The 23,894-nt window shown below is 33.7% G+C and carries 21 protein-coding genes; 20 read left to right on the top strand and 1 reads right to left on the bottom strand.

The features are described 5' to 3' along the window. Positions 1-70: 70 nt before the first annotated feature. From PF572_04795 to PF572_04760, 8 genes are all read left to right on the top strand, one after another. Entirely contained in the window at positions 71-712 is a 642-nt protein-coding gene (locus tag PF572_04795) for a lysophospholipid acyltransferase family protein (protein MDA3840382.1), read from the top strand. Further along, the gene (locus tag PF572_04790) at positions 713-1,453 is read left to right on the top strand and encodes a lysophospholipid acyltransferase family protein (protein MDA3840381.1); all 741 of its coding nucleotides are present in this window, start codon (positions 713-715) and stop codon (positions 1,451-1,453) included. Positions 1,454-1,507: 54 nt separating this feature from the next. Then, positions 1,508-2,158, top strand: a complete 651-nt coding sequence (locus tag PF572_04785; protein ID MDA3840380.1) for an HAD-IB family hydrolase — start codon at positions 1,508-1,510, stop codon at positions 2,156-2,158. A gap of 1 nt (position 2,159) precedes the next feature. Next, positions 2,160-4,337 carry an ATP-binding protein gene (locus tag PF572_04780; GenBank protein MDA3840379.1) on the top strand — a complete coding sequence of 726 codons (2,178 nt, stop codon included), beginning with the start codon at positions 2,160-2,162 and terminating at the stop codon, positions 4,335-4,337. Continuing rightward, positions 4,338-6,524 (top strand): ATP-binding protein, encoded by a 2,187-nt coding sequence (locus PF572_04775; protein ID MDA3840378.1) that lies wholly within the window; start codon positions 4,338-4,340, stop codon positions 6,522-6,524. A 4-nt stretch (positions 6,525-6,528) separates the two neighbouring features. Continuing rightward, positions 6,529-6,894 carry a response regulator gene (locus PF572_04770; protein ID MDA3840377.1) on the top strand — a complete coding sequence of 122 codons (366 nt, stop codon included), beginning with the start codon at positions 6,529-6,531 and terminating at the stop codon, positions 6,892-6,894. Between the two features lie 62 nt (positions 6,895-6,956). After that, positions 6,957-7,133 (top strand): ferredoxin, encoded by a 177-nt coding sequence (locus tag PF572_04765; GenBank protein ID MDA3840376.1) that lies wholly within the window; start codon positions 6,957-6,959, stop codon positions 7,131-7,133. A 173-nt stretch (positions 7,134-7,306) separates the two neighbouring features. Further along, positions 7,307-8,596 carry a GIY-YIG nuclease family protein gene (locus PF572_04760; GenBank protein MDA3840375.1) on the top strand — a complete coding sequence of 430 codons (1,290 nt, stop codon included), beginning with the start codon at positions 7,307-7,309 and terminating at the stop codon, positions 8,594-8,596. A gap of 382 nt (positions 8,597-8,978) precedes the next feature. Here PF572_04760 and uvrB read toward each other — a convergent pair whose 3' ends face one another. Next, positions 8,979-10,859 (bottom strand): excinuclease ABC subunit UvrB, encoded by a 1,881-nt coding sequence (gene uvrB, locus PF572_04755; GenBank protein MDA3840374.1) that lies wholly within the window; start codon positions 10,857-10,859, stop codon positions 8,979-8,981. A gap of 613 nt (positions 10,860-11,472) precedes the next feature. On the opposite strand from uvrB, the gene ileS reads away from it, so the two are divergent. The 12 genes from ileS to PF572_04695 form a co-directional block, all read left to right on the top strand. Further along, entirely contained in the window at positions 11,473-14,499 is a 3,027-nt protein-coding gene (gene ileS / locus PF572_04750; protein ID MDA3840373.1) for an isoleucine--tRNA ligase, read from the top strand. A gap of 143 nt (positions 14,500-14,642) precedes the next feature. Then, complete coding sequence (locus tag PF572_04745) at positions 14,643-15,839, top strand: GspE/PulE family protein (protein ID MDA3840372.1); 1,197 nt, start codon at positions 14,643-14,645, stop codon at positions 15,837-15,839. 169 nt (positions 15,840-16,008) lie between these two features. Further along, positions 16,009-16,992: a hypothetical protein gene (locus PF572_04740; GenBank protein MDA3840371.1), complete on the top strand. Its 984-nt coding sequence runs from the start codon at positions 16,009-16,011 to the stop codon at positions 16,990-16,992. Positions 16,993-17,175: 183 nt separating this feature from the next. Continuing rightward, positions 17,176-17,742, top strand: coding sequence for a LemA family protein (locus PF572_04735; GenBank protein ID MDA3840370.1), 567 nt, complete (start codon positions 17,176-17,178; stop codon positions 17,740-17,742). A gap of 242 nt (positions 17,743-17,984) precedes the next feature. Then, positions 17,985-18,899 (top strand): M48 family metallopeptidase, encoded by a 915-nt coding sequence (locus tag PF572_04730; GenBank protein MDA3840369.1) that lies wholly within the window; start codon positions 17,985-17,987, stop codon positions 18,897-18,899. 79 nt (positions 18,900-18,978) lie between these two features. After that, positions 18,979-19,617: a transposase gene (locus tag PF572_04725; protein MDA3840368.1), complete on the top strand. Its 639-nt coding sequence runs from the start codon at positions 18,979-18,981 to the stop codon at positions 19,615-19,617. 82 nt (positions 19,618-19,699) lie between these two features. Then, the gene (locus PF572_04720; GenBank protein MDA3840367.1) at positions 19,700-19,969 is read left to right on the top strand and encodes a hypothetical protein; all 270 of its coding nucleotides are present in this window, start codon (positions 19,700-19,702) and stop codon (positions 19,967-19,969) included. Between the two features lie 198 nt (positions 19,970-20,167). Then, the gene (locus PF572_04715; protein MDA3840366.1) at positions 20,168-21,061 is read left to right on the top strand and encodes a DUF1566 domain-containing protein; all 894 of its coding nucleotides are present in this window, start codon (positions 20,168-20,170) and stop codon (positions 21,059-21,061) included. A gap of 353 nt (positions 21,062-21,414) precedes the next feature. After that, the gene (locus PF572_04710) at positions 21,415-22,095 is read left to right on the top strand and encodes a right-handed parallel beta-helix repeat-containing protein (protein ID MDA3840365.1); all 681 of its coding nucleotides are present in this window, start codon (positions 21,415-21,417) and stop codon (positions 22,093-22,095) included. Between the two features lie 45 nt (positions 22,096-22,140). Next, positions 22,141-22,821 (top strand): hypothetical protein, encoded by a 681-nt coding sequence (locus PF572_04705; GenBank protein MDA3840364.1) that lies wholly within the window; start codon positions 22,141-22,143, stop codon positions 22,819-22,821. Between the two features lie 17 nt (positions 22,822-22,838). Continuing rightward, complete coding sequence (locus tag PF572_04700; protein ID MDA3840363.1) at positions 22,839-23,003, top strand: hypothetical protein; 165 nt, start codon at positions 22,839-22,841, stop codon at positions 23,001-23,003. Between the two features lie 58 nt (positions 23,004-23,061). Continuing rightward, the coding region (locus PF572_04695) for a hypothetical protein (GenBank protein ID MDA3840362.1) at positions 23,062-23,894 on the top strand (833 nt) is incomplete at its 3' end.

The raw sequence follows: 23,894 nt of genomic DNA, 5'->3' as shown, positions 1-23,894 counted from the left end.
TAATATATTAAATTACAATTTTGTAGTATAATAATAAGCGAAAAGAAGATAATATGATAATTTTTAAAAAATGAACTTAAAACTAATTTTTCTATATAAATACTTCTGGCTTTTTTGGTTTAAGCTCTTGCTTAAACTAAGAGTGAAAGGTCTAGAAAATTTCCCTAATATTAAAAAAGAAGGGGTTTTATTTATATCAAACCATGCTGGTCATACTGACGCAGTATTAATTGGAATCACTATCCCGTGGTCTTATTTCAAGGGGACAAAAACTATTAGATTTATGACTCATTATAAATACATAAAAGAGACCTGGTATGGATCAATCACTAAGTTTTGTGGAGGTTATTCTATTTATCCAAACGGAGGCGATTTGAATAAATCCATGGGAGAAACAATTGATATTTTAAAGAATAAGAAACACAATGTCCTAATGTTTCCCCAGGGCAAGAAAGAAAAAAAACTTTTAGTTGAGGGATCTAAATCTGGACTAGGATATATTGCAAAAAAAATAAATCCTCAAATAGTCCCAGTTTACATAGGAGGAACTCATGGACTGAGTTTGTGGGATGTTATATTTAAACAAAAAAAGGTGACCATAAATTTCGGAAAACCTTTTTATTATCAAGACGTTTCTAATGCAGAAGATGATTATAGAACTATTTCAAAGAATGCAATGGAAAGAGTTGTTGAATTAGAGAATCAAGCATAAATGATTAAAAAAATAAAACAAAGAAAAAAAGATTTTGAACTAGGAATAATAGGAGTTATTTCTAGTTATTTTTTTGAGTTTTTTGCTAAATATATTTTATCTCCAATCGTTAAATTCTTGTGGGTGAGAAAGATTGAGGGGATTCATCATATTCCTAAACACGGCCCAGTTATAATAGCTTCAAATCATGAAAGTTATTTTGATTTTATTATTTTTTATGCGATTTCACCAAGGAAGATACAATACCTAGCTGCCGAAAAGTTTTTTACATCAAAATTCTGGAAACCACTAATGGTTGCAACTGGTCAAATTAAAGTTGAGAGAGTAGAAGGGGATAAAACAAATGTTCATGAAAAAGCTCACTATGTTTTAAAAAACGAAGGAATGCTAGGAATATTTCCTGAAGGAACTAGAAGTAGAACAGGAGAAATAGGCAAAGCATTCACAGGAGTTACAAGGTTTGCCCTGGAAACAAAAACACCAATCATTCCTGTCGGAATAGAAGGGGCCTTTGATATTCTTCCCCCACATAAAAAAATGCCAAACCTTAAAAAGTGTAATATTAAAATAAGTGAACCTATTTATCATCATGAGCATTTCGAAAAAGAACATACTGAAGAACTTTTAACAAAATTGACTGATGATTTAATGAAATTGATCGCATTCTTAGTAGGAAAAGAATACAAACATCACTATTCTCTTCAAGAAAAACATCAAGAAGCAATAGATATAAAAGCGTAAAACAACAAAAATTAAAATTTATTTTTGACCACTATTTGTGGTATAATAAACTATATGAAAAATATAGTTTTTTTTGATCTCGACAACACTATAGTCAATTGCTATAGCCAAAAATGTTTAATAAAATATCTTTATAAAAACAAAATAATAAATATCTTTTTTCTTTGTTATATTTATTTTTGGTTTATTTTGTATAAATTGAAGATTGCGAAAAATCCACGAAAAGTAATGGAGCACTCCCTTTCTTTTTTTAAGGGAATGTCAGTAGATAGGGTTAATTCTATCTTGGAAAGTTTTTATAATGAAATACTTTCAAAAAAAATCAACAGTGAGGTTTTGAAAGAAGTAAAAAATCATCTTAAGGAAAAAGATGATGTTTATTTATTGTCAAATGCAATTTTTCCTCTTGTTAACGTAGTTGCAAAAAAAATTGAAATAACTAATGTGTTTTCAACTGAATTAGAGATAATCGATAATATTTATACAGGAGAAATATCTGGAGAAATTACTTATGGCAACAACAAGAGAAAGATTGCAAGTAGAATTATTGGTGATAACGAAGAAGGACTTAAATCTTTTGCTTATGCTGACCACCATTCAGACATACCTTTATTTGAAATCGTTGATTTTAAGATCGCTGTTAATCCAGATGGTGGTCTATTGAAGGCAGCTAAAAAAAATAGTTGGAAAATTATTTATTGTTAGTATGTACACTTTTTATATCATATCTACATTTCTCACCTTTTTTTCAAGTTTATTCTTGGGGTTGTTTACATACATAAAAGGACGAAAAAAAATATTTAATATATATTGGTCATTTGTTTCTTTCTCATGCTCCTCTTGGAGTTTGGGGTTATGGGGAGTTGTAAACTCTGACAATGTTAAAGAAGCACTCCTTTGGCAATCACTAGTCGATGTTTCTGCAATGCTGATCCCTTTTTTGTTTTTATTATTTGTGATTCACTTTGTAGATAAGCACAAGATGCTTAAGGTGGTGAGATATTTGAGTTTTTCATTGTTGGTATTTTTAGTTTTTTTTAGTTTCTCGGAATTTTACAAAATTGGCGTTGCTCCAACGATGCTATTTAAGTATTGGGTTAATCCTGGGAAATTTTATTTTCTTTTACCACTCTACCAGTTTTTGAATGTTTCATATGCGCTATATCTTCTTCTTGAAGATTATTTTAAAAGTAAGGGATTACGAAAAAAACAGCTTAAATTTATTTTTATTCTATCTGTGGTTGGATTTGGAGGAGCCTCCACAAATTTTTTCCCGCAATTTTTAGGATTTTATCCGTACGGACATATTTTAGTGGCTTTTTACGTTTTCTTAACGGCCTATTCAATTTTCAAATATCGTTTAATGGACCTCAAATTTGTCCTTCGCCGTTCTTCCGTTTATCTCTTGTCTTTCTCTACTGTTCTTCTCCTTGCCACGGGCCTCAAATATATATTTTCTCAAGTTGCTCCCAATACCGACCTTATTGATGAGCTTGTTATTATATTTGTTACTATTATTATTTTCCCACATATTCGAGAATATTTTTCTTATATCTCAAACAAATACTTTTTTTCCTCACTTTATAATTCCGGGGAAGTTATTGCTCGGTTTAGTGAAAAACTTTCGACAACTCTGGAGATTGATAGGTTATTAGAAACTATTACCAGTGAGGTTAATAAGTCGTTTTACCCGAAATCAATGTCTATTTTCCTTTATAATGAAAAGGATTCCAAATATTATGCTGCCTTTAGTGCTGGCGACTCTTTCAAAAAAAGGTCCATATTTGATTTGAACAAAAATGTATTCAATAAATACATTGATGATAGAAATATTTTAATATTGAGTGAAGTTAAAGAAAAATCAGAGAGTGATTATTTAGAAATCCAGAAAACATTTCTAAACAATGACATTAGACTCATAGTTCCTCTTAGTATAAAAGATAGATATATTGGTTTGTTTTTGATTGGAGAAAAGGAATCAGGGGAAACATACAACAACGAAGATGTCCAACTGTTACAAGTTCTCGCAACTCAGTCGGCCTTTGCCCTAGATAATTCACTTAAATTTGAAGAAGCAAAAAATTTCAATATATTACTTGAGAGGGAAGTAGAAAAATCTGTCATGGAATTGCAAAGAGCAAATGGTGAATTGAGAACACTAGACACTGCAAAGTCTGATTTTATTTCTATTGCTTCCCACCAGTTGCGAACTCCGTTAACTGTTATTAAGGGTTATGTTTCCATGATACTTGAAGGTGACTTTGGGCGTCTACCAGATATCGCACGTGAACCAACAGAAAAAATATATGACTCTAACGAAAGATTGATTAAACTTGTAGAACAGCTTTTGAGTATATCTAGAATTGAATCAGGAAGAATTAAATATCAGTTCGAACAAACTGATTTATCAGAGCTAATTTCTGGAATAATGGAAGGGATTCGTTACAGTGCAATAAAAAAAGGTCTTGATTTGTCGTATTCTCCGCCAAAAGGATTTTCTCCTATCGTAAATATTGATGCGACAAAGATGAGGCAAGTTATTACATCCCTTATTGATAACTCCATCAAGTACACCTATAAGTCAGAAGAAAAGAGAGGCTTTATTTTGGTTAGGATTGAAGATGTAAAAGATAAGGATAGGGTAAGATTAATTATTGAAGATAACGGCATGGGAATTAAGGAAGAGGATAAAATCAACTTATTCAAAAAGTTTTCTAGAGGAAAAGATATTTCTACGGTCTATACAGAAGGAACAGGACTTGGGCTTTATGTGGCCAAAAAGATAATAGAAGCACATAATGGATTTATTTATGCAGAAAGCAAGGGTCGAGATCAGGGCTCTAAAATATATTTTGATTTACCTAAAATAGAAAAACAAGAATAGATGAGTATATATTTATTTTCAATTTTATTTAATGCAGTTGTCGCCTACGTGTTGGGATTTTTTTCCTTGCGAAAAAAAGGTGGTGGAGATGTTTATAGAAATTTTTATTACCTATTATCTTTAGTTTCACTTATTTATTTTACACTTTTTGCCATGCAATTCTCCTATCAGACAAGCGCGACTATGTTTTTAGCGCAGATTTTAATGGTATGGATGATTTTGCTACCTTTGATTATATTGAGGACTGTTTTGATATTCGCAGGGAAACATAGATCTCACAAAAAACAATGCTATTTCTTGGCTGTAGTTACTTTCGGATTTTTAGTTGCTAATTATTTTAATATTTTTATTGATAGTGTTGGTCCGCGACCTTACTTTAACTCTTGGCCAAGTGCTAGTACATACTTTGAATATTTTAATATATACTTTTTTAGTCTTCTCGTTTATTCTCTTTTTATTCTTTTTTCAAAATATTCAAGATCACAAGCCTCCGTAAAGGAAAGTATAAAATACACAATTTTTGCTATTCTTGTTTTTTATATCTCCCAAATAACTGATTACTATTTTTGGTACGGGGTAAATATTCCTCCAATTGGAAATTTTGTATTAAATTCTCTATTTGTTTTGGTCTTTTACTTTTTCCTATCAAAACGTATTATAGATTTCCAGCTAGCCATAAGAAAATCGACCGTCACTCTATCATCTTTGCTTTTAATGTTTGCGATTGTCATTTTTCTTAAATACTTTTTAGCAATATTTCTACCTGAAGTGTTAGTTTGGGATGATTATGCTCTATTGATTTTAGCAATCTTTATATACCCGTTAATAAAAAACCGTCTCTTCCGTTTTGCTAACAGATATTTTTTCACCTCTCTTTATGATCCAGGGAAGGTTATAACCAAATTCAACAAAAGTCTGAGAAGTATTATTGAAATAGACGAAATATATGCATTGTTAGATAAAACTTTTTCTAGAACTTTTCATTCTGGTGCTTTTGGGGTTTTATTTTATGGATATGATAATAAAAAATATTCTATAAAATATAACACTGGCTTTAATATTTATTCCGATGTTGAGTTTGAAAGTGATTCTATGCTTTTTAGAAAATATATAGAAAAAGACAAAATTATTGTAATGAGTGATTTATTGAAGGATATTCAGTTTAGGGAAAGAAAAATGACTCAAATATTTAAACATTTCAAAATTGAGTTAGTAATTCCTCTTGTAATTAAAGATAGAGTTCTTGGTGTCATAGTTCTCTCGGCCAAAAAATCTGGAGATTCTTATAATAATGAAGACATAGGAGTTCTAAATGTTATCAGTTCACAGGTTACAGTGGCAATTGACAATGCTCTAAAATATGAAGAGATAAAAAAGTTTAAGTTTAAACTGCAACGTGAAGTGAAAAAAGCAACTCAAGAATTAAGAGTTGTGAATAGTGAATTAAAAAGAGTTGATGCAGACAAATCAGGGTTCATATCCATTGCTTCCCATCAACTGCGCACCCCACTGACTGTTATAAAAGGTTATTCTTCAATGATTTTAGAAGGTAATTTCGGAGGATTAAAAGATGTAACAAAGGATGCAATGTCAAAAGTATTTATTTCTTCAGAAAGACTGATTGAATTGGTTGAAGACTTGTTGGATATTTCCAGAATTGAGTCTGGTAAACAAAGTTACGAGTTTAAATCAGGGCAACTTGAAGATTTGATTGATAGTATGATAGACAGTTTGGCTATGAGTGCTGAAGAGAAAAAAGTCGATCTTGTTTGGAATATGCCCAAAAAACCTCTTTCACCAATAAAATTAGACAAAGAGAAACTTAGACAGTCGTGTATGAATTTAATAGAAAATGCGATAAAATATACTAGTAAAGCTGGAAGAGAGCATGCTTGTGTAAAAGTTGATATTTCTGAAGACAAAGAGAATAAAAGAATAACCGTAAAAATAAAAGACAACGGTCTAGGGATAAGTAAGGAGGACATGGCAAATTTGTTTACAAAATTTTACAGAGGAAAAGACAAGGCTATCGCTACTATTGAGGGGACTGGACTTGGTCTCTATATTGCCAAACAGATAATAGTCAAACACGATGGAGATGTGACTGTAAAGAGTGCAGGAGAAGGGAAGGGCGCTGAGTTTACATTCTGGGTTCCTACTTGGGTTTCAAATAAAAATATTAATTAAATATATGTCAAAGAAAATTTTAATTGTCGAGGACGAAGCATTCATCGCAGAGATGTACAAAATTAAATTTGAAAGCTTTGGTTACGAAGTTGCTCTAGCTCATGATGGGGTAGAGGGAATTCAAATGGCTGGTAAGTTTATGCCTGATTTAGTTCTCTTGGATTTGATGATGCCTCACAAAGATGGTTATCAAACCCTAAAAGAACTGAGAGAAGAAGAAAAAACCAAAGAATTGAAGGTTTTTATTCTTTCAAATTTGGGACAGAAGGAAGAGATTGATAAAGGAGTAGAAATGGGAGCAGACGGTTTTTTTGTAAAAGCCCATTTGACTCCAAGCCAACTTTTAGATAAAGTTAATGAAATCCTGTAGCGTCTTAGTCTTCGGGGTTTAAATGTTAACAAAACTATAATTTTTATAATTAATATATTTTTATGTCTGTAAAAGTAAATCAAGAAACTTGTATCGGGTGTGGTTCATGCGTCGCAATCTGCCCATCAAATTTTGAAATGGGACCTGAAGGCAAAGCAGTAGCAAAAAGCCAAGAAAATTTTCCTTGCGTTAAGGACGCAGCTGACACTTGCCCGGTCCAAGCTATCTCTGTTAATTAAAAGAAGGTATATATTAGGATATCTAGAAGCTAAGTTTCTAACCTGCCTACCGGCAGGCAGGTTGAAAATTTAGCTTTTTTATATCGTAATTGTTTTTTTGCTTTATATAATGATAGAGTTTTATAAATAAGGGTTCTTTAGCGGTCGGACCCCTGCGGGTTTAATCCTGTATTATGAATTTAGAAAAAATAAAAAAACTAAATATTCCAAAAGCTCCAGGGTCTTATCAATTTTTTGATAAAGATGGTGTTATTATTTATATTGGGAAAGCAGCTAATCTAAATTCTCGTGTTTTATCTTACTGGCAAAAAAGTACTAATCATTCTCCATCAAAACATGCCATGATGAAAATTATTAAAAAAATAGAGTGGGTTGAAACTGATTCGGAAATTGAGGCGCTCCTCTTGGAATCAAATTTGATTAAAAAACATCAACCGCAGTTTAATATTTTGTTGAGAGACGATAAAAGATTTTTGTATGTTTATATTTCAACTGATGATGAAATTCCTGGGGTTTTTACTTCTAGAAAAATAGGGAGGTCAGGAAAGTACTTTGGACCTTTTGTTAGTGCGCAAGCAGTAAAAGAGACTTTGAAAGCTATCAGGAAGATATGGCCATATTGCAGTGAAAAGAAACTCCAAAAAACTCCTTGTTTTTATTATCAGGTTAATAAATGCTTGGGGATTTGTGGTGGACTTGTAACAAGGGAAGAGTATATGAAGAAAATAATTAAACCAATTATTTTATTTTTTGAAGGTAAAAAAGAAAAAATACTCAAAGATTTAGAAAAGCAAAAAAAATCTTTTGAAAAAGAGGGGAACGAAGAAGAGTTAAGGAGAATTAAATTTTATATAAAAAACATGAAAAATGTTTTAGATCATGCCAACATATTGGGTCTAGTTGATAAATATGCAACTGACGTGATAGAACTTGCCAAAATACTTTCCTTACCAAAAATTCCAAACAGAATAGAAGGCTTCGATATTTCAAATATTTATGGTGAGAGTGCTGTTGGCTCGATGGTTGTTTTTGAAGAAGGAGAATCCAATAAAAAAGAATACAAAAAATTTAAAATAAAAGTTAGTGAAAAAGATGGCGATACAGGCATGATGCGAGAGGTTTTGGAAAGAAGATTTGCCCATTCTATCTCAAAAGAAGAAAAAAACCTTTGGCCAAACCCAGATTTGATTATTTTGGATGGAGGGAAGGGCCAGCTTAATGTAGCTTTAAAAATTCTAAAGAAATATAAACTGGATATTCCAGTTATCGCTATATCTAAAGGTGTCGGTCTTCGTTCAGCCGCAGCTCCAGATAAAATATTTTTCCCAGGAGAAAAAACCCCCCTAGAACTATCTCTCAGTTCTCCAGCCATGCACCTTATAAAAAGAGTTCGAGACGAATCACATCGCTTTGCAATTAAGTATCATAGAGAGTTAAGAAGAAAAAGTTTGTTTAAAAAATAGCAGACAAAGTCTGCTAGAATAGTGAATCGTGAATTATGAATAGTGAAGAATAAATATTTTCACTTTGTTATTCTCAGCTTGTTTACCCCGTAGCTTGACGTACGGGGACTGGGCAGTGTGCGCCCGAGCGTGCCCGAGCTAAGCGACAAAATGCCCTTGGGGTGAAGCGACAAAGTGCTCCTGGGGTGCCCCTTCGGGTAAATCCAGAAAAAACCTTGTCCTAAGCTAACTAATTTTGCCTAGAAGTTTTTTTGAAAATTAGTTTTTGAAAATTGATTGAAAATTTAAAATTGGAAATTAAAAATTATTTTGAATCTTTGAATTTTGTATTTGTTTAGAGTTTAGTGCTTAGTATTTAGAGTTTATTTAAAATAATACAAATTTATTGTCCCAATATACTCCCATGTAAATTAGTTTTTATCGCCATAGGAGTAATGTTGTTTTTTATATTGTAGGCTTCTTGTAAACGTCTTCTTCTCTTTGTTTCAGCAACAGCAAACTTAATTGCTGGCGTCATTTTGTTGGCATACATAATAACTCGACCATCTATATTTCTTGCTGCTCTTCCTACGGTTTGAACTAAGGCGGTTTCATTTCTGAGGAATCCTGAAATATCAGCATCAAGAATTGCGACCAAAGCTACCTCAGGTAAATCAAGCCCTTCTCGCAGAAGATTTACTCCAACCAAGACATCTATCTCTCCGGTTCTTAAACGTCTCAAGATTTCTACTCTCTCGAGAGTGTCAATTTCACTGTGGAGGTATTCTACTCTTACTCCACGTTCAGCAATAAATTCAGATAATTCCTCGGCCATTCTTTTTGTTAGGGTTGTTATTAGAACTCTTTGTTTTTTTCTAATAACTTTTTCAAGTTCATCCATAACATCGGCAACTTGATTGTCTTTTTTCTTTATTTGAATTTCAGGATCAAGTAATCCAGTCGGCCTAATAAGCTGTTCAACTATTTGTTTTGATTGATTGATTTCATATTCTCTAGGAGTTGCACTGGCGTATATTACTTGATTTACTTTTGTATTGAATTCAGCGAAATTAAGTGGTCTGTTGTCGAGAGCAGAGGGGAGTCGGAAGCCAAAATCAATCAAGGTCTCTTTTCTTGATTTATCTCCTGCAAACATACCACCGATTTGCGGAACGGTTACATGGGATTCATCGATAAACATTAAATAGTCTTTCGGAAAAAAGTCTATTAAAGTATCGGGAGATGTTCCTGCTTTTCTTCCCGATAAATGCCTAGAATAATTTTCGATGCCATTACAGTATCCAAGTTCCTCCATCATCTCAATATCATAATTTGTTTTTCTCTCTAGTCTATAAGCTTCTACGTTCTTTGGAGCAGGTGTGAGTGCGACATCCCGCACTCCTTTAGGAGTTTTCGCGGGATTATCCTCTCCTCTCAATGCCTTTAATCTTTGTTTTAATTCAGCTTTTATTTTTTTGACTGCCTTTTTCATTCGGTCTTCTGGAGTCATAAAATGTTTTGCCGGAAGCAGATTTATCTTTTCCAAATTGGCCGCATCTTTGTTTCGAAGTTCTCCAGCCCAAATAGGATTTCCAGCACTCGGCTTAATAGTAAATATAAGAATTTTCTCAATCACATCACCAAATAAAATAATCCTTATAACTCCTTCTCCGGTACTAAGATGAATATCAATAGTATCGCCCTTTACTCGAAATTGTCCACGATAAAAAGCAGTATCATTTCTTTCAAATTGCATCCGAACTAATTCTTTTAAAATATGATTTCTTTTTATCTCTTGCCCTTCTTCAAAAATAATACCCTGTTCAATATAGTCTTCTCGAGCCCCTATCCCATAAATACAAGAAACTGAAGCCACAATTATCACATCACGTCTGTTTACGAGTGATTGGGTTGCCGCATGACGGAGCCTGTCTATTTCTTCATTAATCGTCGCTTCTTTCTCGATATAGGTGTCAGACTGGGGAATATAGGCTTCTGGTTGATAGTAGTCATAATAAGAAACAAAGTAATGAACCGCGTTATTTGGGAAAAAAAGTTTGAATTCGTTATAGAGTTGAGCTGCTAGAGTTTTGTTGTGCGACATTACGAGAGTTGGTCTTTGGACATTTTCAATAATTTTTGCCATCGTAAAAGTCTTGCCGCTTCCAGTAACGCCAAGTAAAGTTTGTGCTTTATAATTTTTTTGAATTCCCTCGGTTAGTTGTTTAATAGCTTTTGGCTGATCACCTTTGGGTTCAAATTTTGATTTAAATTGAAAATCCATAATCTATATATTGTAGCATATAAATATAATTGTCATCCTCAGCTTGTTCACCCCGTAGCTTGACGTATGGGGACTGGGGATCCAGAAAGGGAATAAGAATAAGAATAATTTAGGATGATAAGAAATTTTTAAATTCATACCTGGACTAAGAAGGAATAAATAAAAAGCAGCCATTTTGCAGACTGCTTTGTTTTAGGAATAGCTTTCTTTGCTAAAGATAATAGCTAAAAAAACACCAAGTGAGGTTAACAAATAGTAGAATAAAAAGAAATTACCAAAGCTGGTAGAAAATTTACCTACATTCATCCAATGATTATATATTATAAGGGATGTTATTAACCAAAGAAATGTTACAAAGGCTGTGCGTTTTACAGACATTAGGATTGCTGACATTACTGCTGGAAAAAGTAGACAATTAATAAAGAGTAATATAAAATGCGAAAATTCTTTAATTTAATTCCACCATCATAATTATTCATGATAAGTCTCCTTGTATAATTGAAAGAACCTCAATAAATTTACAATAATATGTGTTTTCTGTCAATAGCCATCTTTGACAATAGCCCCTTTTTTCGTTAAAATACTTCTATAATTAGTAAAAAATACAAAAAAGATGGAAGAAAATAAGCAGGCGCGTAGCCCATTTCCTGTAATGGAGGAAGAAGTTTTAAAATTTTGGGAGGAAAATAAAATATTTGAAAAATCCGTAGACAGAGTAGCGCCTCAAGGTGACTATGTTTTTTATGATGGACCTCCTTTCGCCACGGGCACTCCTCATTATGGCCATATTGCCGCCAGTATTATGAAAGACTCAGTCCCTAGATATTGGACCATGAGAGGCTACAAGGTTGAACGTAAATGGGGTTGGGATTGCCACGGCTTGCCTATTGAAAATATTGTAGAAAAAGAACTCGGTTCAAAATCAAAAAAAGATCTTGATGCTATTGGTGTTGAAAAATTCAACAATCTTTGTCGTTCAAAAGTAGAGGGATATGCTGACGTTTGGGAAAAAACAATCGGAAGACTTGGGCGTTGGGCTGATATGAAAAATTCCTACAGAACAATGGATTTGAATTATATGGAGTCTATTTGGTGGGTCTTTAAACAACTTTGGGACAGGGATTTAGTCTATGAAGGTTTCCGTTCAATGCACGTTTGTCCTCGTTGTGAGACAACACTTTCTCAGATGGAAGTTAGTGAAGGGTATGAGACAATTAAAGATCTTTCAGCGATAGCAAAGTTTGAATTAATCGACCCTGTCATTGCGAGCGAAGCGAAGCAATCTCAGGAAACAGCCGATGAATTTAACAAACAAGGCCTAAAAGAAAGAGATCGCCACGTCGCTGACACTCCTCGCGATGACAAGATATACGTTCTAGCCTGGACAACAACTCCTTGGACATTGATTGGGAATGTTGCTTTGGCAGTCGGAAATGATATTGACTATGTGAAGGTAAAAATAACAAAAGAGGAAAATGCAGATATTTTTATTTTTGCAAAAGAGAGATTGGAAGACACTGTTAAGGAAAATGAATATGAAATTCTAGAAACGTTTAAGGGTTCTGAATTAGTAGGCAAAAAATACAAACCACTATTTGATTATTATTCAAAAGATGAAAAATTAGAAGGCCACGAAAAGGGTTGGGCTATTTATGCTGGTGACTTCGTAACAACCGAGGAGGGAACAGGTGCTGTTCATATTGCTCCTGCTTTTGGTGATGATGATATGAAACTTGGGAAAGAGCATGGATTACCTTTCGTTCAACATCTTGGAATGGATGGGATTATTAAAAAAGAAGCGACAGACTTTGCTGGGATGAATGTCAAAGAGATAGAGAATCACATGGCAACCGATATTGAGATAATAAAATACTTAGCACATAACGGCCTACTTTTCCATAAAGAAAAATATGAACATTCCTATCCTCATTGCTGGCGTTGTGAAACCCCACTTCTTAACTATGCAACTTCATCTTGGTTTGTGAGTGTTACAAAAATAAAAGATAACCTATTAGATAATGCCAAAAAAATAAATTGGTCACCTGAACACATCAAAGAAGGTCGTTTTGGAAAATGGCTCGAAGGAGCGCGTGATTGGTCTATCTCTCGTCAGCGTTATTGGGCATCTGTTATGCCTTTGTGGAAATGCGAATGCGGAGAGATAAAAGTCTTTGGGTCAATTGACGAACTTGAAAAAGCGAGTGGTGTTAGAGTAGATGATTTGCATAAAGATGTAGTGGATAAGGTTAAATTCCCTTGTGATAAATGTGGCAAGGAAATGAGTCGTATTCCCGATGTCCTAGACACTTGGTTTGATTCAGGTTCAATGCCTTATGCACAAATGCATTATCCTTTTGAAAACAAAGAAAAATTTGAAGCAAATTTCCCAGCCAAATTTATTGCTGAAGGGACTGATCAGACTAGAGCTTGGTTCTATTATTTGCATGTAATCTCTGGTGGAGTAAAAGAGACCAATGCATTTCAAAACGTAATCGTAAATGGAATAGTTCTCGCTGAAGATGGTAAAAAGATGTCAAAGCGTTTGCAAAACTATCCTGATCCAATGGAAATAATGAACACTTACGGGGCTGACGCTCTCAGATATTATTTTTTAAGTTCATCAGTTATGCTTGCTGAAAATTTTAGTTTTTCTGAAACAGGGGTAAAAGAAGCACTTCGAAAGAATAATATGATAATTTGGAATGTCTATAAATTCTATGAATTGTATGCGAGTGAGTTAAAAGATGAAAGTGAAAAGATGAAAGTAGAAAGCACAAATATTTTAGATAAATGGATATTGTCTCAATTGAATCAATTGATAAAAACAGTGACAGAAGAGATGGATTCTTATAATCTTCCAAAATCAACAAGACCAATAGAAGAATTTATTAATGATTTATCAACTTGGTATATTAGACGTTCAAGGGATAGATTTAAATCTGAAGACATAGAGGATAAACAGTTTGCTCTTGCAACAACAAAACATGTTTTGATTGAACTTTCAAAAGTGATGGCGCCTTTTATCCCATTTTTAGCTGAAACTCTTTGGCAAAATGTATCTGGACATGACTTTAAAGATTCTGAAAAATCAGTTCATCTAGAGTCTTGGCCAGAAGCAGGAGAGATTGATGAGAGTTTGCTGAAAGAAATGGAAGAGGTTAAAAGAATTGTCGAACTTGGGTTAGCTGCTCGTGATGAGGCGGGGATAAAAGTTAGGCAACCTTTGAGAGAATTCAAAATTCAAAATTCAAAATTCAAAATTACAAAAGATTTTGAGAATCTTTTGGCGGATGAATTGAATGTTAAATCTATAGTCTCTAAAAAGGGGGAGGGAAATATTACAGTTGAATTTGATTTAGAGATTACTCCAGAATTAAAACAAGAAGGAACAAAAAGAGAAATAGTTCGTTTTGTAAATGCTTTAAGGAAAAAAGCAGATCTAAGTATTGAGGATAGGGCAGATTTATCTTGGGGCTCTAATTCAGAAGATATTAAAAAAGTTTTTGAGATATTTTCTGAAGATATAAAAAAAGAAACACTCTGCGATAGCATGGTCGAAGGAGTAAATGATGACCTAGATCACACAAAAGAAGTGAAGATAGACGGGCAGTTGGTTAGATTTGGGATAGAGAAGAAATAAAAAAAATGTTGAATTGTTTCATTGTTAAATTGTTGATGAAAAACTATATAACAATTTAGCAATTTAACAATATAGCATTAATATTATAAAAATATTTAAAATATTCATGATTCATAATTCATGATTCATAATTCTATAACAATATGTTAAACAAGGAGAATAACGAACAAACTGAACCTATCAGCGAGGATGTTATAAAAATCGTTGATAATATTATTAAAGCTTCTATTGAAGCAAAAGCGAGTGATATTCATTTTGAGCCGCAAGAGGGAAAGATGATAACTAGGTTTCGTATTGACGGCTCCATGAATCATTTTTACGAAAGTAATTTAAAATTATACAAGTCAATACTTTCTAGAATAAAAGTAATGGCCGACCTAGAATTAACTGGTCCGGCTAAACCGCAGGAAGGTAATTTTCGTTTTTATCCGAACAGGATGAACAAAGACCATTATGTTGACCTGCGTATATCTATTTTCCCAACTAGTGCAGGAGAAGTTATTGTAATGAGAGTATTGGAAACTAAGGGTCGTTTTGCTTCATATGCTGACCTTGGTTTTTCAGAAGAACAACTTGCATCACTTGAATCAATGACTCACAAACCAAATGGATTGGTTTTGGTGACAGGTCCGACCGGTTCTGGTAAATCTACGACTCTGTTTACTATTCTAAATAAACTAAACGAACCAGACAGAGTGTTGTCTACTCTAGAAGACCCAGTTGAAAGAAAAATGGAAATGGTTAGGCAGACCGAAGTTGATCCAAAAATAGGACTTGATTTTGCAAGAGGTCTTCGTTTTCTATTAAGACAAGATCCGGATATATTAATGGTTGGAGAAATTCGTGACAAGGAAACGGCTAAAATATCAGTTCAAGCTTCTATCACGGGTCATTTAGTTTTGGCAACAATACATACAAACAATGCTGCTGGCGCTATCGTTCGTCTGATAAATATGGGGATAGAACCATTCATGTTATCTTCTGCGTTGAAATTTGTAACAGCCCAAAGGCTTGTTAGAAAACTTTGTGATAATTGTAAGCAACCATATACCTATCCTGCAGAATTTTTAAATAGCAAAGGTTTACCTACAGATATTACATATTACAGGGCTGAGGGATGTAGTGTGTGTAATAACAAAGGAGTAAAAGGACGTATTGGAATTCATGAGGTGCTACCAGTCACAAAAATGATTGAAGAAGCAATTCTGCTCAAACCATCAGATGAACAAATAAATAAGTTAGCTCGAGAAGAGGGGATGAAAACCTTGCAGGAAGCAGCCATGGAAAAATTATTGGAAGGAGCTATTAGTTTGGAAGAATTATTAAGAGTAGTAGAATAGTCAAAGAATTTTCAATTTTTAATTTAAAATTTTGAATGAATTTATAAATAATAATTTTTAAACATTAATAATTATATTTTGAATCAAAATTCAAAATTAAGCATTACATCAGTAGTTTGCTGGTAGTTTGTAAAATATTTAACAATAAGTTTTATTTAAAACAGAGCGTATGAGTAAAGCATTAGTACTGATGTCAGGTGGTCTTGATTCAATATTGGCAGTAAAAGTTTTAATGGAGCAGGGGATAGAGGTTACTGGATTAACTTTCGTAAGTAATTTTTTTGATGCAGCAGCTTCAAAAGTTTTGGCCAAAGAATTGGGAGTAGAATTAATTGATTTTGATATTTCTAGTGAACATTTAGAAATGGTAAAAAATCCCAAATACGGATACGGTAAAAACATGAATCCTTGCATTGACTGTCACGGGCTAATGGTCAAAAAGGCCTATGAAATAATGAAAAGAGGTGACTTTGATTTTATAGCCACAGGAGAAGTTTTAGGACAAAGACCAAAATCACAAAACAAACAAGCACTTGGCTTAGTGGAGAAATACGACAATATTGAAGGACATTTACTTCGACCTCTTTCAGCAAAATTGTTAACAGAAACCAAAATGGAGGCAGAGGGCTTAGTTGATAGAGAAAAACTATTAGACATTGAAGGGAGAAACAGAGAGAGACAAATAGAACTTACCAAGAAATATGGCATCAAAGATTACCCATCTCCAGGAGGCGGATGCATCTTAACCTATTCAGAATATTCAAATAAATTGAGAGGGATGAAAGATGCTTGGCCGAACTGCACGAACAACGACGTTGCTTTACTTAGAGCAGGAAGAATATTTTGGTTTAATGACATTTTAGTAGTAGTTGGCAGACACAAGGAGGACAATGATTTGCTAGAGATATTAGCGAAAAAAGATGATTTAATTTTTGGCCTAGAAAATGTTTTAGGACCAATGGTAATATTAAGAGATAAAAACAAGGAAAAATATGAAAAATTTGCTAAAATAGAAGTGAGTATCCCAAAAGAACTAGAGACAGGGGTGCAGTTAAAGACCAAAGATGAAATAGTAAAAATGGCTGCTATAATGACAGGATATTTTGTACCAAAACTTAGAGGAAAGAAAGTAAAAGTGTTAGTTAAATCCTAAGTTCGAAATTCTAAATTCTAAACAAATACAAAATTATAATTTTTAAAATGCTAAATAGTTTTGAATATTTGTATTTTGGAATTTGAATTTGTTTAGAATTTGATGCTTAGAATTTAGATTTTTAAATTTTAATTTAACATAAATAATTATTAACAAAGTCTTTCAATAAGACTAAATAAAAAAATGACTACAACAATTTGGGTCGTACTAGGTGTCATAGTATTCTTGGTAATCTATGTCATTGGAATGTACAATGGACTAGTAAAATTAAAAAACAGAGTGGAGGAAGCTTGGAGTGACATCGATGTTCAATTGAAACGTCGTTATGATTTGATTCCAAACTTGATAGAAACCGTAAAGGGGTATGCAAAACACGAGAGCTCAACTTTTGAGAAGGTAGTAGAGGCAAGAAATTCTGCCATGCAAGCTCAAGAGTCAGGCGATGCTAAGGCACAAGGAGAAGCAGAAAATATGCTATCTGGAACACTAAAAAGTATTTTCGCCTTATCAGAAGCTTACCCAGACTTAAAAGCAAACCAAAACTTCATTGAATTGCAAAATGAATTATCCGATACAGAAAATAAAATTCAGGCCTCAAGAAGATTTTACAATAATAATGTAAAGGATTTCAATACAAAAATTGAAATGTTCCCAACAAATTTGATAGCTAGGCAATTAGGATTTAAAGGAAGAGAATTCTTCGAGATAGAAGACGCTAAAGAAAAGGAAAATGTTAAAGTAGCATTTTAAATTTTGAATGATGAATTTTGAATTTTGATTGAATATCGAATGTTTAATTATTAAAAAATTAAAGTTTGATTCTAAATTCGAAATTCATAATTAGAAATTATTTCTCTTTGTCATTCCGGGCTTGACCCGGAATCCAGAAATAGTAAATAAAATCACCTTGTCATCCTCAACTAGATTGGGGATCCAGAAATAGTAAATAAAATTTCCCAATTATTCTAAATTCACAATTCTAAATTCCAAATATGTCTACAATATACACTCATTCAGACTCAAACAAAAGAAAAACTTGGTATTTAATGACTGGATTTTTCATTTTTATAATGATTGTCGGATATGTTTTTTCGGTAGCGATGGACTCATCCATTATCCTATATTTTGCAGTTGGATTTAGTGTATTCTCTAGTTTTTTCTCATATTGGTATTCGGATAAAATGGTATTAAAAATGAGTAATGCTCATTTGTTAAAATTTGAGGAAAATAAAGAGCTTTATCGAGTAGTAGAAAATCTTTGTATAACAGCTGGGCTGCCTTTGCCAAAAATATATATCATCAAAGACTCAGCTCCGAACGCTTTTGCAACAGGACGTGATGCAGAACATGCTGTAGTCGCTGTCACAACGGGACTTCTCGAAAAACTAGACAGAAGTGAACTCGAAGGAGTAATTGCTCACGAACTTTCTCACATTGGAAATAGAGATATTTTACTTGCAACAGTTGTTACTGTTCTTGTTGGAGTTATAGTTCTAATGGCCGATGTTTTTCGTCGTTGGGCTTTTTATGGGAGGAGAGGGTCAAACAAGAATGGTGGACAATTACAAATTATTTTAATAGTTGTAGCAATCGTCCTCTCAATCCTCGCTCCATTTTTTGCCTATATGATGCAATTTGCAATATCCAGAAAAAGAGAATTCGCCGCTGATGCTGACGGAGCACTTTTAACTAGATATCCAGAAGGTCTAGCCAAAGCACTCGAGAAAATATCAGGAGATACAGAAAAACTAGAAGTAGCCAACAGAGCAACAGCACATTTATATATTTCTTCACCTTTTAAAAAAGACGCAGTTGGAAAAAAACCAGGATTTTTCGCAAAAGCTTTTATGACCCACCCTCCAATAGAGGATAGACTAGTAAATCTGCGAGGAATGGATATGAAATAATTTTTTTAGTCACCCGATGACTACAAATGTAGTCATCGGGTGACTAAAATTACTAAAGAAGGGACTAAACTATATACAAATGAAGAGGACAAAATTTCAAAAAGGGGAATATTATCATATCTACAATCGTGGAGTTGATAAAAGGGAAATTTTTTTAGATAAATATGACTATCTTAGATTTTTACTTGGAATAAAAGAGTTCAATCAATTAGAGCCCATCGGAAGTATATATTTAAAACAAAGGAATGACTTTAGTCATCCGATGACTAAAAATGAGAAGCTGGTTGATATTATTGCTTATTCTTTATTGCCAAATCATTATCATATTTTAGTAAAAGAGTTGGTGGAGAATGGTCTTTCAAAGTTTATGCATAAAGTTTCAATGGGGTATTCTCGTTTTATAAATGAAAAGTATAAAAGATCCGGTTCTCTTTTTCAGGGTTCTTATAAATTGGTTCATATCGATTCAGAGAATTATATAAATTACATTTCTGCCTACATTAATGGTAATCCGGAAATACATGGGATAGGGAAGGCAGAAAAATATATTTGGAGCAGCTATAAGGAGTATTTAGGGGAAAGAGATGGTATAATACCAAAGAAAGAAGATGTTTTAAAAAATTTTTCAAGCAAAAAGGATTATTCTGACTATGTTAAAAAAGTTGTAGTAAATGCAAAACAGAGAAAAGAGGATGTAAAAAAATATTTATTAGAATAATGATTTTAGTGACTTTTAGTCATCGGATGACTACAACTGTAGTCATCCGATGACTAAAAAACAAATTAAAATATTTAAACATATGAAAAAAAACAATTTTACAAATCATTTCAAAGAATTGGGTTGGAGAGTTATAACAACCATTATTCTAACATTGACTGCGGTGACTACATTTACTGCGTATGCAGTTTTTACCGAGCCTACTAGTTTGCCTTCGGTCTCAAATCAGGATTTTAGCAAGAATATTTTGGGAGCTAATAGCGCTGACAATGATTTTGATTCTTCTTCTGTGACTTCCAATGAAGATGGGTCTATTGTTGAGTTGCTTGAGTATATTCAGAGCCAATTATAGGCTATTTGCCGGGCTCCGCTGGCTCCGGGATTGTATCCGGAGTTATAATGCAAGGCATAAAGATAAAAAAGAGTTTTAAACTATAATTCAAGCATTTCGCTCAAGCTCCAGGCACAGCCATGGAGCCAGCAACAAAAGAATTTCCCCCCTTTTTAACTTTTTTAAATTTTAAAATTAAATAATAATTAATATATACATATGTCACAATTAAAAATAATTTTTAACAGACTAAAAGAATTGAGTCGAAAAATGATAATCACTTCTTTCTTGTCTTTAGTAATCGCCGCCGGTTATTTTGCTCATGGAGCTTTTAGTGAACCAACCGCAGATCCATCGGCAAGCGATCAAGACTTTACCGAGAATATTCTTGGAGCAAATAGCGCCGACAATAATTTTGATTCAACCAGCGTTGTTGCGAACGCCGATGGAAGTATCATCGAGCGTTTGAATTATATCAAGGAAAATTTGGGGGGTGGTGGCATTGATTACTCTCTTCAAAAAAACCAAATTTATGATGACCTTAACTGCGTCAATAACAACGAAGAAGCAGACACGGCTTGCGGTGCTACTGACGCCGAATACACCGGTGAAGAAAGCACTTGGACACTCTACACCGACGCTAGTCTTTCCGGCGCCCTGGTCGCTTCGGGAAAAGTTTATTTAGATGAACGTACTGGTCTCTATTGGGCGGATGCGCATGACCTTGTTTCTGGAAATAATACTCCAGATGCAATAACTAATGAGTTTACTATCGGAACTGGCTGTTCGGACGCACAGATAAATGCTGGTGAATGTGACAGTTCTATGTATCAAACCAAAGGCAACGCCGTTCAATATTGCCTAGACCTCTCACTCGATGCCGATGGTGACGGCACTGATGAAACAACTTGGTATCTTCCTAGCCAGAAAGAACTAATGCAGGCCTATATTAACGGATCGGGAAACAACATTCCTAATCCGGCCGTATACTACTGGTCAGCCAGCGAGTACTATTCTAATGCTTCCTACGCCTGGTACGTCAACTTGTCGAATGGCGGCACGGGCCTCAACGGTAAGACTAATGGCACCTACGCTCGTTGTGTTCTCCGGTGATTTTATTATTTTTTTATTATTTTTAAAATAAACCCCCGCTGGCTCCGGGTTGTATCCGGAGTCCTAATGCAAAACGTGGAAACAAATATTAACTTAAAATTATATAAAAAGTTCATCAATTAGACTCTGGATATAACTAAGAATTAACTAACATATTATGGAAATATTTATAAAAAACAGACTTAAAGCGTATTTAACAGGGTAAATTTATGGCAAGATATCAACATCTCCCGGTATTCCAAGATACTTATGACCCGCTGGCTCCGGGTTGTACCCGGAGTACTAATGCAAAACGTCAAAACAAAGCTTAAATTATTTTTCCAATCTCTGCATCTAGAGAAATAAGTTTTTCTATGAATAAAAAAAAATATCAAAAATATGTTATTATTATAATAATTGTTCTAGCTTTTACTAGTCTTGTTTGGTTTTTATTCAACAAAAAACAAAGTGACCAATTTGCTACGAAGTTTTATGATAAGCAAAGAAATTTGCAAGCAGTGAGTGAAGAAGAAGTTGAATCTGAAATTGAGGGATATTGCGGGGAAAAAAGGAAAGAAGCAGCTAAATTATTTACAATAGATGAAATGATTGAGGCAGTAAAGATAGGAACCGGGACGCTGGAATTTGTTGGGAGAGAAGAATATTTTTTAAATATCGACAACGATTATGTTCTATTGGATATTCAAAACAAAGAAGTGAAACTTGAATGTTTCAACTTTGATAAAAGAGTAATTGTGCAGGGTGAGGGGCAGATTGAGATTGCTTATAGTAATTTCCAAAATATCAAAGCCAATGCCATAGGGATATTAGATGGCAGAGGAAGTATTCATCACAATAAAATTGTAGGAGCAGAAAAGTCAGGAATATATGTAGATAATGGTGAATTTGAGATTTATAAAAATATTATCAAGGATAATTTAAGTTACGGTATATACGGAGGAGTGGAGGCTAAGTTGGATATTTATGAAAATTATATCTCGGATAATGGTGGATATGAGGTGCGCTTATTGAGCGAAAGACAAGTCTGGGAATAATAATTATATTATAATACAGTCACAATAAAAAAGAAGAATATTTGCATGATTTTCGGTCAATTTCAAAAAATTTCAAAAAATTTCAAAAGTAAAATGATTGCTATATTGTTTTTTATACTTTTATTTTTTTCTCCCTTTTTCGTTTTCGCCGCTGACTTCGGGAATTCGCAAGGATTCGCTTGGTCTGAGATTTCTGGTTGGATTCATTTTTCTGGTGAAGATTCAAGCGTTGACTATGGTACGAATGTGACTAGCGACCAGGTTACGGGGTACACATGGAGCGAGAAAACAGGTTGGATTTCTCTCAATTGTCAAAACACTGGAAATTGTGCCAGCGTCCCGTATGGCGTGGTGTCAGATGGTGTTGGTAATCTTTCCGGATATGCTTGGTCTGAACTAGGCGGTTGGATTAATTTCTCCGGTGTTGGTGTGGTTGAATATCAAGTTTCGGTGGATGCTAATGGTGTTTTTTCTGGCTATGCTTGGAGTGAAAAGATTGGTTGGATAAATTTCAATGATGCTGGTTCGTATTATGCGGTTAGCACCGGAGATACGAGTGCTTATTGCGAAACTTGTGATCCCTGTAATCCTCCTGTTTTATATTGGAACTTTAATTCCGGTTATGGCGCAACAGCTTTTGATGATAGTAATCGTGGTAATAATGTAAATAACGACGGCACAATTTCTGGCGCTACTTGGCAAGATGAATCGATGTGTGTGGCATAGAGGATACAATACATAATGTGATTGGTGCCAAGATGGTTATTCGAAGATTCTTTAAGTATTTTAGAAAAAAATACAGGTGGCGTAAGAAATATTGGCAATATTTTGATGTTTTAAAAGATTTTCATTTACTTGAGAAAGAAAAGATAAGTAAATCATTTTTAAAAATAAAAGACATAAGCTAGAATATAGTTAGGACTAACTAATAATATTCAAAAACCTATGTCTTTCACATCTATTATAATGTCATATAAAGAAAATTGCAAAGTTGAAGGAGAAATAATGACTATGTTTAAAATAGCTCGTGCCTATTTCTCAAACAACTATCAACAAAAAGATATTGCCCGTAGTATTAAGTGCCATAAAAACACAGTTAACAATGTTATTAAAAAATGTCGTAGTCGTGACCCGGGAGCTGAGATATGGAAGTACTTGAATAGTAATATTCATATCTCAGAAGAGAGATTAAATGAGTTATTCAGTTTTCTAAAGAGTGATTCAAGAAGACCGAATAACTGCCGAGTGGGTTTTGCTAAAGGTAGTAATGAAGAGAGATTGATTGTTGAAAAGTTTGAGGGTGGTAAATATGGTTACAAGCGGATGTATAGACATTTAAAAAAGCAGGATTATGATATTGAAAATGTCTATACGCTAGGGAATATTAAAGGTGTCTACAAACGAAATGAATTTAAAGCTAAGAAAATACGTACGGCTAATGGTGAAAGACGGGCACTCTATGATTATGACCTAATAGCCGCCTTTGAGTATCTACAATACGACGTTAAGGTCATTGCTGATAAACATGCCCTGCCAGCTGATATTTACGCGAAATTTAAGGACAGCAAACGATTGCCGAAATACCAATGGACGATTATTGATGCCAAAACCAGGACCAGGTTTCTAGCCTGGTCACATACGAGATGTAGCTTTTTCGGTCTGAGGTTTCTAGAATACACAGTGTGTTGGTTGCGATCTCACAACATAACAACAAAAATTAATGTACAAATGGATATGGGTGGTGAGTTCTACTCTGGTTCGAAGAGAAAACAGGAAGAGTGGAACGAGCACTTTTCTAT

Source organism: Patescibacteria group bacterium (assembly GCA_027858235.1).
Taxonomy (GTDB): Bacteria; Patescibacteriota; Patescibacteriia; order Patescibacteriales; family BM507; genus BM507.
The sequence above is the reverse complement of the archived record's forward strand: the minus strand, read 5'-3'. Positions and strand labels throughout refer to the sequence as shown.

What these genes read in the sequence shown, in the direction of transcription:
- PF572_04795 (MDA3840382.1), top strand. Translation starts at nt 71, where the DNA reads ATGAACTTAAAACTAATTTTTCTATATAAATACTTCTGGCTTTTTTGG.
- PF572_04790 (MDA3840381.1), top strand. Translation starts at nt 713, where the DNA reads ATGATTAAAAAAATAAAACAAAGAAAAAAAGATTTTGAACTAGGAATA.
- PF572_04785 (MDA3840380.1), top strand. Translation starts at nt 1,508, where the DNA reads ATGAAAAATATAGTTTTTTTTGATCTCGACAACACTATAGTCAATTGC.
- PF572_04780 (MDA3840379.1), top strand. Translation starts at nt 2,160, where the DNA reads ATGTACACTTTTTATATCATATCTACATTTCTCACCTTTTTTTCAAGT.
- PF572_04775 (MDA3840378.1), top strand. Translation starts at nt 4,338, where the DNA reads ATGAGTATATATTTATTTTCAATTTTATTTAATGCAGTTGTCGCCTAC.
- PF572_04770 (MDA3840377.1), top strand. Translation starts at nt 6,529, where the DNA reads ATGTCAAAGAAAATTTTAATTGTCGAGGACGAAGCATTCATCGCAGAG.
- PF572_04765 (MDA3840376.1), top strand. Translation starts at nt 6,957, where the DNA reads ATGTCTGTAAAAGTAAATCAAGAAACTTGTATCGGGTGTGGTTCATGC.
- PF572_04760 (MDA3840375.1), top strand. Translation starts at nt 7,307, where the DNA reads ATGAATTTAGAAAAAATAAAAAAACTAAATATTCCAAAAGCTCCAGGG.
- uvrB (MDA3840374.1), bottom strand. Translation starts at nt 10,859, where the DNA reads ATGGATTTTCAATTTAAATCAAAATTTGAACCCAAAGGTGATCAGCCA.
- ileS (MDA3840373.1), top strand. Translation starts at nt 11,473, where the DNA reads ATGGAAGAAAATAAGCAGGCGCGTAGCCCATTTCCTGTAATGGAGGAA.
- PF572_04745 (MDA3840372.1), top strand. Translation starts at nt 14,643, where the DNA reads ATGTTAAACAAGGAGAATAACGAACAAACTGAACCTATCAGCGAGGAT.
- PF572_04740 (MDA3840371.1), top strand. Translation starts at nt 16,009, where the DNA reads ATGAGTAAAGCATTAGTACTGATGTCAGGTGGTCTTGATTCAATATTG.
- PF572_04735 (MDA3840370.1), top strand. Translation starts at nt 17,176, where the DNA reads ATGACTACAACAATTTGGGTCGTACTAGGTGTCATAGTATTCTTGGTA.
- PF572_04730 (MDA3840369.1), top strand. Translation starts at nt 17,985, where the DNA reads ATGTCTACAATATACACTCATTCAGACTCAAACAAAAGAAAAACTTGG.
- PF572_04725 (MDA3840368.1), top strand. Translation starts at nt 18,979, where the DNA reads ATGAAGAGGACAAAATTTCAAAAAGGGGAATATTATCATATCTACAAT.
- PF572_04720 (MDA3840367.1), top strand. Translation starts at nt 19,700, where the DNA reads ATGAAAAAAAACAATTTTACAAATCATTTCAAAGAATTGGGTTGGAGA.
- PF572_04715 (MDA3840366.1), top strand. Translation starts at nt 20,168, where the DNA reads ATGTCACAATTAAAAATAATTTTTAACAGACTAAAAGAATTGAGTCGA.
- PF572_04710 (MDA3840365.1), top strand. Translation starts at nt 21,415, where the DNA reads ATGAATAAAAAAAAATATCAAAAATATGTTATTATTATAATAATTGTT.
- PF572_04705 (MDA3840364.1), top strand. Translation starts at nt 22,141, where the DNA reads ATGATTTTCGGTCAATTTCAAAAAATTTCAAAAAATTTCAAAAGTAAA.